This window comes from Maridesulfovibrio sp. FT414 (genome assembly GCF_050916235.1).
Taxonomy (GTDB): Bacteria; Desulfobacterota; Desulfovibrionia; order Desulfovibrionales; family Desulfovibrionaceae; genus Maridesulfovibrio.
In genome coordinates this window covers 2,968,506-2,984,194 of sequence record NZ_CP104854.1, presented here as the reverse complement: position 1 = coordinate 2,984,194, position 15,689 = coordinate 2,968,506, and the positions used below count along the sequence as shown (strand labels likewise).

The 15,689-nt window shown below is 51.0% G+C and carries 12 protein-coding genes; 3 read left to right on the top strand and 9 right to left on the bottom strand.

All coding sequences use genetic code 11. The annotated features are described in order from the left end of the window. Positions 1 to 160: 160 nt before the first annotated feature. The 3 genes from N7E73_RS13215 to N7E73_RS13205 all read right to left on the bottom strand — a co-directional run bounded on the left by N7E73_RS13215 (position 161) and on the right by N7E73_RS13205 (position 5,093). Positions 161 to 1,894 (bottom strand): bacteriohemerythrin, encoded by a 1,734-nt coding sequence (locus N7E73_RS13215; protein WP_432735316.1) that lies wholly within the window; start codon positions 1,892 to 1,894, stop codon positions 161 to 163. Positions 1,895 to 2,094: 200 nt separating this feature from the next. Further along, positions 2,095 to 2,421: a DMT family transporter gene (locus tag N7E73_RS13210; RefSeq protein ID WP_432735315.1), complete on the bottom strand. Its 327-nt coding sequence runs from the start codon at positions 2,419 to 2,421 to the stop codon at positions 2,095 to 2,097. A 20-nt stretch (positions 2,422 to 2,441) separates the two neighbouring features. Then, complete coding sequence (locus N7E73_RS13205) at positions 2,442 to 5,093, bottom strand: ATP-binding protein (RefSeq protein ID WP_432735314.1); 2,652 nt, start codon at positions 5,091 to 5,093, stop codon at positions 2,442 to 2,444. Positions 5,094 to 5,438: 345 nt separating this feature from the next. Here N7E73_RS13205 and N7E73_RS13200 point away from each other — a divergent pair, with 345 nt between their 5' ends. Continuing rightward, positions 5,439 to 5,993 (top strand): peroxiredoxin family protein, encoded by a 555-nt coding sequence (locus tag N7E73_RS13200; protein WP_432735313.1) that lies wholly within the window; start codon positions 5,439 to 5,441, stop codon positions 5,991 to 5,993. Positions 5,994 to 6,014: 21 nt separating this feature from the next. On the opposite strand, the gene N7E73_RS13195 is transcribed toward N7E73_RS13200, so the two are convergent. After that, entirely contained in the window at positions 6,015 to 7,199 is a 1,185-nt protein-coding gene (locus N7E73_RS13195; RefSeq protein WP_432735312.1) for a diguanylate cyclase, read from the bottom strand. Between the two features lie 2 nt (positions 7,200 to 7,201). Beyond that, positions 7,202 to 8,200: a BMP family ABC transporter substrate-binding protein gene (locus N7E73_RS13190; RefSeq protein ID WP_432735311.1), complete on the bottom strand. Its 999-nt coding sequence runs from the start codon at positions 8,198 to 8,200 to the stop codon at positions 7,202 to 7,204. Positions 8,201 to 8,452: 252 nt separating this feature from the next. Between N7E73_RS13190 and N7E73_RS13185 the strand changes: the two genes are divergently transcribed. Continuing rightward, positions 8,453 to 9,046, top strand: coding sequence for a redoxin domain-containing protein (locus tag N7E73_RS13185; RefSeq protein WP_432735310.1), 594 nt, complete (start codon positions 8,453 to 8,455; stop codon positions 9,044 to 9,046). A 261-nt stretch (positions 9,047 to 9,307) separates the two neighbouring features. Beyond that, positions 9,308 to 10,978 carry a putative bifunctional diguanylate cyclase/phosphodiesterase gene (locus N7E73_RS13180; RefSeq protein ID WP_432735309.1) on the top strand — a complete coding sequence of 557 codons (1,671 nt, stop codon included), beginning with the start codon at positions 9,308 to 9,310 and terminating at the stop codon, positions 10,976 to 10,978. Between the two features lie 243 nt (positions 10,979 to 11,221). Here the strand turns inward: N7E73_RS13180 and N7E73_RS13175 are convergent, their stop codons facing one another. The 4 genes from N7E73_RS13175 to rsxE are packed head-to-tail and all read right to left on the bottom strand — an operon-like array spanning position 11,222 to position 15,685. Then, positions 11,222 to 12,265 (bottom strand): FAD:protein FMN transferase, encoded by a 1,044-nt coding sequence (locus tag N7E73_RS13175; protein WP_432735308.1) that lies wholly within the window; start codon positions 12,263 to 12,265, stop codon positions 11,222 to 11,224. A gap of 4 nt (positions 12,266 to 12,269) precedes the next feature. After that, complete coding sequence (locus N7E73_RS13170; protein ID WP_432735307.1) at positions 12,270 to 14,381, bottom strand: FAD-dependent oxidoreductase; 2,112 nt, start codon at positions 14,379 to 14,381, stop codon at positions 12,270 to 12,272. Positions 14,382 to 14,407: 26 nt separating this feature from the next. Next, positions 14,408 to 14,983: an electron transport complex protein RnfA gene (locus N7E73_RS13165; protein ID WP_432735306.1), complete on the bottom strand. Its 576-nt coding sequence runs from the start codon at positions 14,981 to 14,983 to the stop codon at positions 14,408 to 14,410. A gap of 15 nt (positions 14,984 to 14,998) precedes the next feature. Then, positions 14,999 to 15,685 (bottom strand): electron transport complex subunit RsxE, encoded by a 687-nt coding sequence (gene rsxE, locus N7E73_RS13160; RefSeq protein ID WP_432735305.1) that lies wholly within the window; start codon positions 15,683 to 15,685, stop codon positions 14,999 to 15,001. Between the last annotated feature and the right edge of the window lie 4 nt (positions 15,686 to 15,689).

Here is a 15,689-nt window from a genome sequence, read left to right as displayed (position 1 = left end):
CTCCTTTGTCCGCCTGTCTGTTTACATGAAATCGCCAGCCAATAGAAGCCCGCAGGTGGGCGGAAATGCGGACATGAACAAATAAAATGCCCGAAGAACAGACAAAGACCGGAAAGCCTTCGCCTCCGGTCTTTGTTTATCCATGTCAGACTTAAAATGTCTATTTAACCCCTTTCCGGTTCAGGAAAGTTGTATACTTGCGGTCTTCCCCCTGAATATGATTGATCAGCCAGTCCTTAAGGAACCGCATTACTTCCATGGTTACCTTGGCCTTGCCGCTGCGCAGGGCGGTATCGAAGTCCTGCACCTGTTTCACGAACTTTTCATGCAGTATCTTGTGTTCTGCAGTGTGCTTGTAACCATAGCGGTCAAAGAGCTGTTCCTCGGTTCTGAAATGCTCAACTGTGTAGTTCTTCAGCTCTTCTACCAGCTTGCGCATTGCCGAATCAGATGCCCGATCACGCATAGCCTTATGCAGCCCGTTGATCATGCCGACCAATTTCTTGTGCTGCAGGTCAATGGCTTTGATGCCTACGGAATATGCTGAATCGCTCCAGGTGACCAGATCACTGCCCGAAGCAGAATCAAGCTCACCGGTGGACATGCCATGGATAAGCGAATCAAGCTCCTGCACCAGACCGGAAACCTCAATGAGAACCTCGCGGGCCTCATCCATGCCGGCAGCTGTTTCCTGGGCAACGCGTGTTACATCGGAAACGGCATTGTTTATTTCCTCACTGGTGGCCGACTGTTCTTCAGACGCAGTGGCAATGGAGTCCACCTGAACGGAAGTGGATTCGATAATGGTGACAATCTGCTCCATATGACGTCCGGACTCTACCGCAATCTCGGTTCCCGCAACAATGTCCGCAGCGGCACGGTCAACCGAGGCAACGTTGGTCTGTGCATGCTGCTGGATGTCTGTAATGGCATCGCCGACTTCCTTGGTGGCAACCATGGTTTTTTCAGCCAGTTTGCGAACCTCGTCAGCAACAACTGCGAAACCTCGGCCGGCTTCACCTGCTCTGGCAGCTTCAATCGCAGCATTAAGTGCCAGCAGGTTGGTCTGGTCGGCGATATCATTGATCACGTTGATGACCTGCCCGATATTCTCTGCCCGTTCACCAAGCTGGCTCATGGTTTCCTTGAGGGAGAGCACTTCTTTTTCTACTTTACGTATGGCATCTACTGCGGACTTTACGCCTTTTGCCCCGGTAGTTGCGTTATCCTTTGATTCTTCGGCATTTCCGGCTGCAAGGGAGGCGTTGCGGGCCACCTCAAATACGGTGGAGTTCATCTCTTCCATAGCAGTAGCGGTTTCAGTCATACGATCACGCTGAACCTGCACGCCTTCACTGACCGACTCGATCCGTTCGGTAAGTTCATTGATGTTGGCAAAAATACGTGTGGATGACTTCCGGGCCTTATCAGCAACCTTACGCATGGAAGAAAGCAGCTGTGCGGATTCCTCTTCCTTGACCCGGCTGACCTGAAGGGCCTCCTCGCTTTCACGGGCTTTCTGCTGCGCTTCATTATGCAGCTCCTGCGACTTTCTTCCAGCCTCTTCAAGACCTTGAACCATAGAACAGATCGCCTCTTTCAACTCCAGAAGCTCATATTTGAAATCGCCTTCACATTTCGGATTCACCTTCCCTTTCCGGATGCTTATCGCATAGATAAGCAGTTGCTTCAAAGGAGTTCTAAGGTCACGTCGGATGCTGAAATAAATGAATGTTGAAATCAGCATGCTGATAAATGTGCCACAGATCAGCACAGTGGTAATAGTGCCCATATTCAGGAATTCAGGGCAAAGGCCCCACATTACAATCAAAATAAACAGGGGAATAAGCCCCAGCAGTAAAACGGAATACTTCAGGCGATCAGAGATATTCATTATCTACTTTCCATAATTTTAAAATTGAACAAAAGGAGCACTTTCTATTCAAGACAATACCTTTTAATTATCCAAATATTGACTACAGGTAAAGTCGAATGAGTATTGGCTCACAAAATATAACTTAAAAGTCTGAATTGACATATTTCCGGAAAGGAAACCCAAAGAAAGGCGAGGACAGAAGAACTTAACGCGCTATATCAATGCTGAACACCACTCATATTCAATCCGATCACTCCGAGTATGATCAGAAGAACACTTACTGCCTTTAGTATTGACACCGGTTCCTTGAAAAAGAAAACCCCTAAAATAGAAATAAGAGCCGTTCCCAACCCCGCCCAGATTGCATAGGCAATGCCAACATCAATTCTCTTAAGCGCTACAGTCAGGGCAGTAAAAGAAGCCCCGTAGAAAATAAACAGCAGGATAGAGGGCAGAAGGCGGGTAAAGCCTTGAGAGAACTTCATGGAGATTGTGCCCGCAACCTCCAGGCAGATTGCAAGGCCCAGTACCAGCCAATATTGCATGAACAACTCCGGTCCAAGGGCTACTGGTCAGTAACCCGGTTTAGTACAGCCTGCAGAAAATTGCGTTCAAAAGGCTTGGTTATGTATTCGTTAATTCCGGCTTTTTTGGCTTCTTCCATGTCAAAACAAGTAGCATGGGCGGAAAGCGCAATGATGGGAATTGAAGAAACACTCTCGAATCCTGAAGAATTCCTTATCGCCCGTGCCGCGTCCATACCGTTCATTACCGGCATCTGAATATCCATCAATACAGCGTCATAACTGTCTCTGGTTACAATATCCAGACATTCCCTGCCATTTTCAGCACATGTGACCTCGTGACCCATAGTTTCAAGAACTTTCTTGGCCATGAACATATTAACCTTTTCATCTTCCACCAGTAAAATCTTAAGAGCCCTGCTCTTCCTGACAGTATCTTTGCCCTCAATTTCCTGTTCAGGGGGAGCTTCACTTCCGACAACAACGCAGAACTGTACCGTGGTCCCGCCCCCCAGCTCACTCTCGACAATCATGGTTCCGTTCATCAGTGAAACAAGCCTTTTCACGATGGAAAGACCGAGTCCGGTTCCCTGATATTTACGGGTTCTTGAGCTGTCCACCTGTGTAAAAGATTCAAATATGTCATCTATCCTGTTGTCGGGGATTCCCATTCCGGTGTCCGAAACGGAAAAGAAGAGCCGTTCCCGACCTGCTTTGGGATGCGGAAGGGTAAATGATTCAACCAGGATGGATCCGGTATCGGTAAACTTGATGGAGTTTCCTAAAAGGTTGAGTAGAATCTGCCTGATCCGCCCCTCATCTCCGGAAAACTTTTTGCCTGTTCCGGGAGAAATATTCCATTTGAGCTCAAGCCCCTTTTCATCCGCCTGAACCTTGAGCAGCTCAACACATTGAAGCAGCAAATCATCAAGCTGGAATGTTTCTTCGTGAATATCGACTATTCCTGCTTCAATCTTGGTGAAATCAAGCAGCTCATCAATAACCCGGCGCAGACTGTTGGTCGATTTCAGACCGATGTCCACGTACGAAGCGTTTTCCCCGCTCAGCCCCGAAAATTTGAGCAATTGCAGCATTCCCATAATACCGTTCAGCGGAGTACGCAGTTCATGACTGATATTAGCCAGGAAGTCATCTTTGGCGGAGTTGGCCCTTTCAGCATCTTCCTTGGCCGCCCTGAGCTCGTTCTCAAACCGCTTTCTCTCGGTAATATCGGTAAAAAATCCGGCAAGAAGAGTACGTCCCCTGATAGTCAGCACTGCGGAATGAAAGTCGGCAAAGACATGCCTGCCCTTCATGGTCCTGCAGGAGAGTTCCCGTATGACCCCTTCACCGTTAAGAATATGCCTGTCTATCTCACTATAAAGCCTTTCACTGTTTCGTGCAGGGTAGAGGTCACAGAGCTGGACCTCAGGCAATTTTTCCTTATCAATCTCAAAAAAAGACAGGCATGCATCATTGGCATAGATAATATCCAGAGTCTGCGGATCGATCAGGCATATTCCGACAGGATTCTGCTCCAGCACAATCCTGTGCTGCTCCTCGCTTTCAGAAAGAAGATTGAGAGCCTCGTTTCTTTCCTCTTCTCTGCGGCGCAGCATACCCAGCATCCTGTCCCAGATTCGGGCAAGTTCACCGGTTTCACCGTCGGAGTAATCAATTCCGCTCGGAGCTATCTCACCACTCTTTCCAAAATTTCCGGCGATGAGTGCCAGTCTCTCAAGGCTGGAAGCGATTCTTCTTCCACCGACAAACAAGGCGACAAAGAGAGCCAGACTCAACGAAACCGCTGTGGAGACAATGCCATTTACGAGAATTGAATTGGCCTGACCAAGGACTTTATCGGAAGCCAGACTCATGAACATATACATGTATGGGTTACCATCCGGGGTCAGCCTCAACGGGGTGGAAGCTATAATCCTGCGGACACCGGACTGATCGGTCAGTTCAGTGACCATGTTTCCGCCAGAGGAACTGGCCAGCTCGAACACACGCCGGTTGATAGGTGTGCCGATGCTGCTGCCGGGGGTAATCGGGTGCCGGAAAATGCGCACCCCGTTTGAGTCACAGATCCCCATAAAGGAGCCTTCCGGAAAATTGGATTCCTCAAAAAGCCTGGTGTAGTAGTTCAGACTCACACCAATAAGAATCACCCCGATGGGTTCCCCATCCTTTCCCAGAACAGGCATGCCAAAAGGAAAAATGGATTCCTCCGTATGCTTGCCCACAACAAACTCACCTGCGGAAAACTCATGCTTACTGAGTGCACTCTGAAACTGTACTCGATCTGAAAAATTGAGTTTTTTTATCTTTTCTCCGCCCTTTCCGGCAACAATTCCGTTGCCGTTCCGGTCAACCAGAATAACGTTTGTGTATATTGGATTTGCCTTGAGCATGGTTTCAAGGACTGTCCGGGACTCGCCGATGTTCCCGGCCCTTACTTCAGGCATGGCGGCTATCGTCTGCAAAAGGGTTCTGGTGGAATCAGTAACCCGCTGCTGTATCTGGCTGAATCCGTTAAGATAAACAGAAATATCGTGCTTTGCGGCAATTATCGCACGGCTCCGACCATCCCACTCTGAACAGAATTTCAGAGCAAAGGCAGGCAGAGTCGCCAGAAGAACGAGTATTACGAGCTTCTTTCTGATTGAACCGTGAAATAGTCTGAAATTCATACCAATCCATTTCTCCCTTTGGGGTAAGTGCAAAGGAAAACACAGGAAAAGACGCGCGCCGCAGCATTTGCCATAAGTAGAAGAAACGAATTCTTACCGGATAATTACAGCTGACACTGCAAATAATGTTTTAACAATAACATCTATAAAAACCCCATTCAACAATTACCTTAAACGTAGTGATCCAGCACTTAAGAGGCTTATGCTGAACAGTGCATGACGGAGTATTTCCACCTCCGCGGAGCGGAACAGTGGCGGTGCCAAAATGGGAACAACCTGCTTGCACTGGACTGATGTGGAGATTAAGTCTTTATTTCAGAGTAAAGTCAAAAAAAGGAATAGACCATGTTGAAAAAAATATTATCCGTTTTCATCGGTATTATGCTCGCAGCATCCATTGCCTCAGCCGCCCAGCTTAAGCAGGGGGATAGCTTTCCGGATGTTGAACTGAAGGGCAAACTAAGCGCAAAACAGTCGACCTATCTGGGAATACACGGCGATGGCCCATGGAAACTGAGTGCCGTTGATGCTGATTATGTGCTGATAGAAATTTACAGCATGTACTGCCCGCATTGTCAGAAAGAAGCTCCGGAAGCAAACGAACTCTATGAGAAAATGCTTGAGTCGGGGAAATTCGGAAAAGTGAAGATGATCGGCATCGCAGCGGGAAATTCTGAGTTTGAAACAGATTTCTTCAGGGATAAATACTCGGTGGAGTTCCCGCTTTTCATTGACCCGGAACTGGAGATTCACGCAGCCACAGGAAGTACCGGAACTCCGCACTTCTATCTGGTCAAACTTGGCAGTTCAAATCCGGTAACGGTCTTCTCAAACGAAGGACGCATGAAAGATCTTCCCGCATTTCTCGAAAAGCTAAAATCAGCGGCAGGACTTAACTGAGCAGGTCAGTTTCAAAGAAAATCAGGCAGGATCAGGGCAACGGTGGACCACAACCCGGTCCCGCCCTGTTCTTTTTGCCTCGTAGAGAGCCTGATCTGCCCTTTCCAGCAGGGCATCAACACTTTCGAGACCGTTGAAGCAGGTTACGCCGGCGCTTACGGAAAGGTTCTCGCCATGGTCGAACGGCTGGGAGGAAATAACACGGCGCAGGTCATTTAGAAGCAGCCCGGCGGCTTCAATGGAAGTTTCAGGCATGACAAGGACAAACTCCTCGCCACCTACACGGGCGAACAGATCTGTCTTGCGGATTCTGAGCCCTACCTTCCGAGCAAACCCTCGCAAAACCTCGTCCCCGACACCGTGCCCGAAACGGTCGTTTATCTGCTTGAAATAATCCAGATCAAGCACAGCCAGAGCCAGAGGATGACCGTAGCGGACGCTCAGTTGCAGCAGCCTGCCGATTTCAGCATTAAAACCCCTGCGGTTGGGCAGCCCGGTCAGTTCGTCGGTAACAGCCATTTCCTTCATGGAATTGATACTGCTCTTGACCTTGCTGCGCATGTCGTCAAGCGTCCTTCCGAGCATTGAAAGTTCATCCCTGCCCTTCCATTCAAAACCCGTATCAAAATCACCTTGAGAAAGACCGTCAGCCTGATCAATCAGCCTGTTCAGCGGCCATAAAATTCTCCAGTATATCACCGGAATAACCAGCAGAAGCCCACCTACAAACATGGCGGCAAACAGAAGAATTATATTGTTGCGTTCCTTCCTGATTCTGGAAAGCACCCACCCCTTATCAACCTCCACCTGCACGTATCCAAGCACCTCATCCTTGTTCACGACGAGTTCGCTCATCAGCATGGTATCAAACTGTTTCAGGCTGGTCTGTTTTGAAGCCTGCAGCAAGTGAATGTCATATATTTCAGAAAAAATGTTGATGCTGACAACACGATCATCCTGAAGCAAAACGCTCACAATATTGCGCACTTCTTCCGGTGAGAACGATAGCATTGCATCTTTGGTGCTACCCGCAAGAGTCTGAACAGTCTGAGCCTGAAACTCGTCCAGCTCATGCATAAGCTTCACCCTCTCCGCACTCATGGAATAAATCATCCCGGCGGTCATCGTTATCAGTCCGCCTGCAATCAGGACAACGAGAACAAAGAGGGCAACGCTGTGAAATCTTGATTTATCTCTTTGCTGCATAATCAGGGGCAGACCTCATCTTCGGTATAGTCGTGAACGCTGATGCGTCCGAACACAATGTCGTTCCTCACATTCTGCAGATAGCTTCGCATCTCAGGCGTGACCAACCCGCTGTTGTTTTCATCAAAGACCAGCCCCACGGCCCCCTGAGCAAGGCCGAGTCGCTTGTAATTATCACGCCAGATGCCGCGCCTGGCCAGCATCAGAGCCGCGAAAACAGCCTGATCCGTACGCTTGACCATGGAGGTGAGCACGCTTCCGGGGTATAGTCCATTCTGGTTTATATCCACCCCGATTCCCAGCCTGCCGCGGGCTGCAGCAGCCTTGAGCACAGCCGGGCCTGCCCCTCCGGCGGCCTGAAATATCACGTCAGCACCGTTGTCCATCATGCGGTTGGCCAGCGCGGCCGTTGCGTTGCCGTCAAACCAGGACCCCGGATAATCACCGGTGAAACCCTCCAGAATCTCTATGTCAGGATTGACATATTTTGCACCCTGCCTGTAGCCGCAAAGAAAACGGCGCTGAAAAGGAGTGTCCACCACTGATATGAAGCCGAGAATATTGCTCTTTGTCGCTTTTGCCGCAAGGACACCCGCAAGAAAAGATCCCTCATGCTCTGCAAGGACAAAGGAAAACATATTCGGTTCATCCCGCACGGTATCCAGAACAATGAAACGCGTTGTCGGATAACGGCGGACAAAATCAACAAGACCGGGAAAATGATTCCCGTAAAGCATGAAAACCGGAGAGTACCCCTGCTCGGTATAATTGCCGATGCACTCGACATACTCTCCAATATCGTACGAAGTTACAACTTCAGTGCACTTGTAACCTGTTTTCTGTTCAAACCGTTCAACACCCTTATGTATGGAAATATTGAATGAATTAGACTCAATACTGCCCTGATAGACCAGAACGGGATTAAACTTCCAATCTGCGGAGCAGATACTGGCAATACCAGACAGCAGCAGGGCCGCCAGAAAGACAGTAATTATTCTCATCAAGTTTATCCCGTTGTATCCTTTCTGCTGATTATCCATGCATAATATCGCCCATCTACACTCTTCATTAACATGAGGCTTACAATGTATCGAGATCAAAAATCAATATTACCGACCATATTTCAATATCAAAATGAGAAACAATGCGGTATCAGGTAGAGGTGCCAAATTGAATTCAACCGTCAACCAAATGATTCTCAGAGCATCTTGCGGCACACTATTCGAATAGCATTGATAATGGAGAAGAGATAAATGACAAAATACATATTAGTTATAACAATCCTGTTTGCGGTTCTAAACATTACAGCCGTGGCGCAGGCAGATGTTTCCAAGGACCAGATTTACAGTATCGGCGAGCTCAAACCGGTCGACAGTACGCTAAAAGTGGCAGTTGGAGAAGAAGCACCGGACTTCAAACTTCCGGCCATAAGCGGATCAAAGGTCCAGCTGTCATGGTTCAAGGGAACAAAGAATGTCGTTTTGTCCTTTGTGCCTGCCGCATTCACCCCGATTTGTTCCGACCAGTGGCCGGGTTACAATATAGCCCGCGACCTGTTTGAAAAACACGACGCCATACTGCTGGGAATAACAACCGACAACATACCTTCTCTCTATGCCTGGACGAAGCAAATGGGTGACGGCGGAGTCTGGTTTCCTGTGCTGTCAGACTTCTGGCCGCATGGCAGGACAGCCCAGAAATATGGAATCCTCAGACCGGAAGGAACATCCGAACGGGCCATCATCATAATCGATAAAAAGGGAATCATCCGCTACATAGACGTACATGATATCAACAAGCGCCCTGATCTGGGAATTATCATCAGGGAGCTGCAGAAACTGAAATGATCAGATGAACTGATTCCTGCAACAAAAAGGGCCGCCCGGAATAAGGCGGCCTTCATCTTTATACATCCCGTCCGGGAGACGCTATAACAGCTCACTTTTCCAGATGCGATCCGGTATTGTGTAAATCCAAGGAAAATGGTCGCAACAAAGTGACTGCAGGCTGACACCTTTTCCCTGACACCCCTAATAGAAGAAATTAAGGATAGCCCCACCTGCCCCTGAATAATTGACACGGAATTATCCTATCTTTAAAACATACTTATGCACTTCCTTAAAGATCCACATGACTCCGTCTTTTTCGGCTGTATCCTTCTTGGCCTGATAGTTCTGATCGGGGGAGTAAGCGTATATCTTCGCCAGTTCTTCAAGCTGCGCAAAAATGAAATTTCTCTTTTCCGACAGACCAGAAGGAGTTTTCTCATTCTGCTCGGACTGATTACATCATTCCTTGCCGGATATTCGGTTGTACTGCTTGGAACCGCACTTCACTATGAAATAGACTTCAACTCAGTTTTCAGCCCCATCCTCCTCCTCGGGGCCCTGTTTGTTCTCGCCACAGCCTACCTGACCAACCGCATGTTTGAAAAGCTTCTGAGATCACGGGAGTCGCTCAAGAAGCAGGCCTATCAGGACTTCATGACCAAGCTGCCCAACCGTCGCATGATCACGGAAGAGATCCGGGTGGCTCTTGAATCACGCAAAAAGAACCCCGACTTCCAGTACAGCGTCATCTTCATCGATCTGCTGAATTTCAAGCGGGTAAATGACAGTTTCGGACATAACATCGGCGACCGGATACTGATTCAGACCTCCCACAGGCTGCTGAAAACTGTTGAACTGTCCGGAGCAGTCAGCAGACTGGGCGGCGATGATTTCGTAATCCTGCTCAGGAATCTATCCCCTGTTGAAAGTGTGAGGATGCTTAAAAAAATACGCAGTTCCCTGAGCAGCTACTATGAAATAGACGGAACCCAGTTCACCCTTGATGCAAGCTACGGCCTGTATCTGGCCACACACGATGTCAGCCCGCGTGAGGCAATCAACAGGGCCAATGTTGCCATGCGCAGGTCAAAACAGCGCGGCAAGAACAAGTTTTCCGTCTACACAAAATCAATGTCGAGCTCGGCCTATGATGCGCTTAAATTTGAAAGCGACTTCAAGGCAGCCTTGCTGCTTGGGCAGTTTGAGCTTGTCTTCCAGCCGCAGTTCGACATTCAGGGACAGACAACCCTTTCCGGATTTGAAGCCCTTGTCCGCTGGGTCCACCCCGAACGCGGAATTATCAGCCCGGCAGAGTTCATACCCATGGCCGAAGAAACCGGCCTGATAGTAAGCCTTGACCTCCATGTCCTGAACAAAGCCTGCGCCATATGGTCGGAATGTCTCAAAAAATCAGGTGGATGCAGAGACCTGCACATTTCGGTTAACCTCAGCGCAAAGCACATTACCGAGCCCTCGCTGATCAAGAACGTCACCGATGCCATCAGCAAATACGGAATTCCACCGGAAACCCTCTGCCTGGAACTGACCGAGTCGGCCTTTGTTGTAGACCCTGCATTTGCGGCCTCAAGGCTCAAGGCACTGAATGAACTGGGCGTGCATTGCTCGATTGATGATTTCGGAACCGGTTATTCCTCACTGGCCTACCTGAGCAGATTCCCCACCCAGAGCCTGAAAATTGACCGGAGTTTCATACGTGATATCGATGACGGTCCAGAAAACATCAAGCTTGTGGAATTGATAATTGACCTGGCCCATGTTCTGGGCATGAAGGCAGTAGCTGAAGGGGTGGAAACCATCAGACAGCTGGAAAATCTCAAGGAACTCGGCTGTGATACTGTGCAGGGTTTTTATCTGGGGCGGCCCATGCCGTCGCATGAGGCCGGAAAGCTGATGAAAGCCCATAAAAGTGTAAGCGGCCCGGAAGAGTGAGCTTCCGAACCGCTTAGCTTTCATGGGAGTGAGGTTGGTTTTCCCTTATGCAGATTGTCACGGAACCGTATTTCCTGTTGATGCCCTAAGCCGGACGGGTGTACTGAGCCCGGCTTAACAGGTGCGCTTGGGTTATTCTGGGTTAGGAGGTTTTATTCCCCGCACGCATACGGTCAGCGACTGGTTGATTTTTGAAATTTTATCATGCTGCAGCGAAGACAAAGAACGCTGCGTAGTTATCCCCTACACTCTCACCATTGTTTCCCAGCACCGGGACAGCATTTTCTGCCCGCCGGTCGAAACCAGCATACATTCACTGCCGGCCTGCCCGTTTATGAAACGCATCGCACTTTCCGGAGTCATGACGAATGCCGAAGTGGAAAGGGCGTCCGCCTCCATTACCGTGGGAGCGGTTACCGATACACTGACCCCGCTGACCGGCGCTAAGGCCGTCTGCGGATTGACCGCCTGCCGGGAATTTTCAGCGTCGAAATAGACCTCATATCCACCGGAAGTTGCCACTGCCGCGTCCTTCAACCGGATTACCGCGGTATAACACCCCTTACTGCCCGGCTCTTCAATAGCCACCATCCAGGGCTGATCGGCTGCCCTTTCGCCGCGGGCACGAATGTCCCCGCCGGCATTTATGAGGTGGTTGCCGATACCCTTCTTCAGCAGGATATCCGAGGCGCGGTCCACGATGAATCCCTTGCCGATGCCGTCGAAAGTCACGGACATGCCGCTTCTGTCGAACTGGACATCCCTGTCGCCGACCTTGAGCTTATCGGCACCGACCAGTGCGAGAGCGTCATCCAGGTCACTGCGGGTCAGAGAAACAATTCCGCTGTTGCCGGCATTACTCCTGATCATCTCCACAACCGGGAGCACTGTGGGATCGAAAGCCCCGTCAGAACGGCGGTAGAAGGCCTGAGACCTCTTCATCAGTTCACACAGTTCCGCAGGAGCATCCGTCAGCCGCCCGGTCTCGTTCAGGACTGAGACCGGGGCATTCGGCTGGCGGCGATCGAATATATCAGCCAGACGTCCGATTTCTGCAAAAGCAGCCTCAATGCCCTCCACCACCGCATCCCTTGACTCATGGATGGCTGTGATGGAAACACTCGTCCCCATGAGGAAACGGGTTTCACAGAGCTTGAAGCGGCGGTCACCGAAACGTAAGGCATCGGCGACACGCATGGTGGCGGATACCGGGGTGGCCGCAAAGGCCGCCCCGGATCCCATCGCACTTATTGCTTTAACGAACGAACGTCGGGTAAATGGTTGCATTTTATCAGCCCTTAAGCTCACTGAACTTCTGTACGTCGGAGTCCTGAGCATATTCAGCTCCGGCTTCGGCATCGTAACAGGTCAGTCCGCAGCGCAGGCAGCGGCTGCCTTCCTTGCGGGCGGCTTCGTAAATGATGGAACCTGTGACTTCTTCCTTGAATGTGGAACGGCGTTCCTCAACGGTGATTTCAGGCACCTTGATTCTGGGAATGGTGTAGGTAACTTCCATGTTCTTGAGAATGGACTCAGGAATAACACGGAGCTGCGGGTTCTTGGCCTCGGGGACTGCACCTTCGGTCACGTAATGATGAATTCCGCGTGCAGCGCGGCGTCCGTCAGCTACGGCCTGAATGATGATGTTGCGCCCGGTATATGCTTCACCGCCGACAAATACGTTGGGAACGCTGGTCTGCAGTGAAATGTCATCGGCATTTACGCCGCCGGTCTTCTTGTTCATGGCAAAAAGCGGCTTGCCTTCTTCATCCATGAACGGGGCGGTATCGATAAGGCGGTCGGTGGCAACTACGATAAAGTCGGCATTGACTACCTGCTCGGTGCCTTCAACCGGCTTGGGAATTCCGGTAGCCTTTTTGGGATCATCGTATTCGACTTCGCAGAACTCAATGCCGCTGACCTTGCCGTCTTCCACAAGAATACGGGTGGGGCTGGCCATGAACTTCAGCTCGGCGCCGAGTTCGGATGCACGCTTAACTTCGTCCTTGTTGGCAGACATCTTGCGCTGAATGCAGCCGATCAGGGAAGTGACGTCACAACCCAGACGTGCGGCACTGCGTACAACGTCCATGGCGGTGTTTGTCTCACCGACAACAACGAGCTTTTTGCCTTTGAGATCGGTGATGTCGCGGCCTATCTGCTCAAGGAAGGTCACTGCGTCAATGACGTTTTCAGCATTGTCGTTCTCCACGCCGAGAGCGGGAACTTTCCAGGCTCCGGTAGCGATGAAGACAGCTTCGTAACCTTCGTCCTCAAGGGACTTGATGGTGATGTCGCGACCGAATTCAACACCGGTGCGAACCTCCACGCCGAGGTCGAGGATGGACTGGATCTCCCAGTTCACGACCTTGGAAGGCAGACGGTATTCGGGAATAATCCCTTTCATCATACCGCCGATTTCATCGCGCTTCTCGAAGATTACCGGCTCATGACCGATGCGGCGCAGGAAGTAGGCGCAGGAAAGACCGGCAGGTCCGGCACCGATGATCGCCACCTTGTGGCCGGTAGCGGGGTTGCAGTCCAGTTTGATTCTGGAACCGGAGTTCATTTCCCAGTCGGCAACGAAACGGTGCAGGGTGTGGATTGCCACACCGTCGTCCGCAATGTTGCGGCGGCAGATGGTTTCGCAGGGCGCGGGGCAGAGGCGGCCTACTGCGAGCGGCAGCGGGTTGCGTTCCTTCATGGTCAGCAGTGCGCCGCGCAGGTCTCCGCGCTTCATCTGGTTGATATAGGTACGAACATCGATCTGGGCCGGGCACTTCTGCATGCAGGGTGCGAGGCAGTCGTCGATCTTGTTCAGGTGCAGCAGGTCCATGGTCATGCCGCTGATGCGGATGGCCCCGGTGGGGCAGACATCAGCGCACTTGCCGCAGGAACGGCAGGCATTCATGTCGACTACGGGAACGCCGTCATCATTGAGGCGGATGGCATCAAAGCCGCAGACCTTGACGCAGGAGCCCATACCGATGCAGCCCAGTCCGCAGGTCTTTTCCCCGCCGTAGAGCAGTGCTTCGGCGCGGCAGTCTTCCACGCCCTCGTAGTCAAAGAGCAAATTTGCACGGGAACCCCCGGTGCAGATGTTGCTGGCAATCTTGGGCTCCTTGAAGGAGGCTTCAACACCCATGATTGCGGCGATGTTCTCGGCAATCTCGGGTCCGCCTGCCACGCATATTTCAGGAGCGGCGTCACCTTTTACAATTGCACCGGCTGCAGCAGAACAACCGGGATAGCCGCAACCGCCGCAGTTAGCGCCGGGGAAGCAGCCTTCCACAGCGGCAATGCGGGGATCCTCCTCAACATGCAGCACCTTGGATGCGGCAGCGAGAATACCGGCAGCGGTAAGACCCAGAATGAACAGTACCAGAATAGAAGAAGTAACCATTTTAATATCTCTCCTTGACTGTCCGGTTAAGCGGCCATGCCCTGAAAGGCAAAGAACACCAGAGACATGATACCGGCAGTGATCAGCGCGATGGGAACGCCTCTGAAGACCTGCGGAACCGGGGCAATATCCAGTCTTTCACGGATTGATGAAATAATGACCAGCGCAATCAGGAAGCCTATGCCGGAAGCAACGCCGTACATGATGGACTTCATGAATGAGTACTCGTTACGCTGAACCATGATAGCCACACCGAGCACCGCACAGTTGGTGGTGATCAGGGGCAGGAAGAGGCCCAGAGATTTGTACAGGGGCGGGAGAACCTTTTTAAGGAACATCTCAACGAACTGTACCAGCGAGGCAATGACCAGAATGAACACAATGGTCTGCAGGTATTCGATCCCGAAAGGAATGAGCACATACTGATGCAGGGGCCAGGTTATGGCAGTGGCCATCATGATAACGAATATGACTGCTCCGCCCATTCCGAGGGCAACATCGGTGGACTTGGAAGTACCCATGAAGGGACAGGCCCCGAGGTACTGCACCAGTACGATGTTGTTGATGAAAATGGCAGAGATAAATAGCAGGAAGTAATCCATTTCTTAAGTCCTCCCCTACTTGTCCTTGAGGTTTTGGATTCCGCCGCAGGCACCGCAGGACGCGCAGGTGGAATTCATTACATCCGGCGGAGTCTCACCCTTCTTGCGGCTCTGATACCTGTTGAAGGCGTTCATTCCGGCCAGAATCACTCCGAGGGCGACAAATGCGCCGGGAGCCTTGACCATGAAGGCCACAGGTTCAAAAGAGCGCCACATGACTTCCATGCCGAACACGGTACCGTTACCCAGAATCTCGCGGACAGCACCGAGGAAAGTCAGGGAAAGGGTAAAACCCAGTCCCATGCCCAGTGCGTCTGCAATGGAGGGCAGGACTCCGTTCTTGGAAGCAAAGGCTTCCGCGCGGCCCAGAATAAGGCAGTTAACAACGATCAGCGGAACAAAGATGCCCAGCTTCTGGTACAGCGGATAGGTATAAGCCTGCATGAGCAGTTCAACCGCAACAACAAGGGAGGCGGCAATAACAATGAAGCAGGCGATACGAACTTTCGCAGGAATGACCTTCCTGAGACAGGAAATGATCATGTTGGACATGGTCAGAACAAACAGTACCGCAACCCCCATGCCCAGACCGTTCTCCGCAGTGGAGGTGACAGCCAGTGTGGGGCACAGGCCCAGCAGAACCCTGAACGGAGGAAGTTCAGCCCAGAGTCCTTTTGCAAATTCTTTTACTAAACGGCTCATGGTT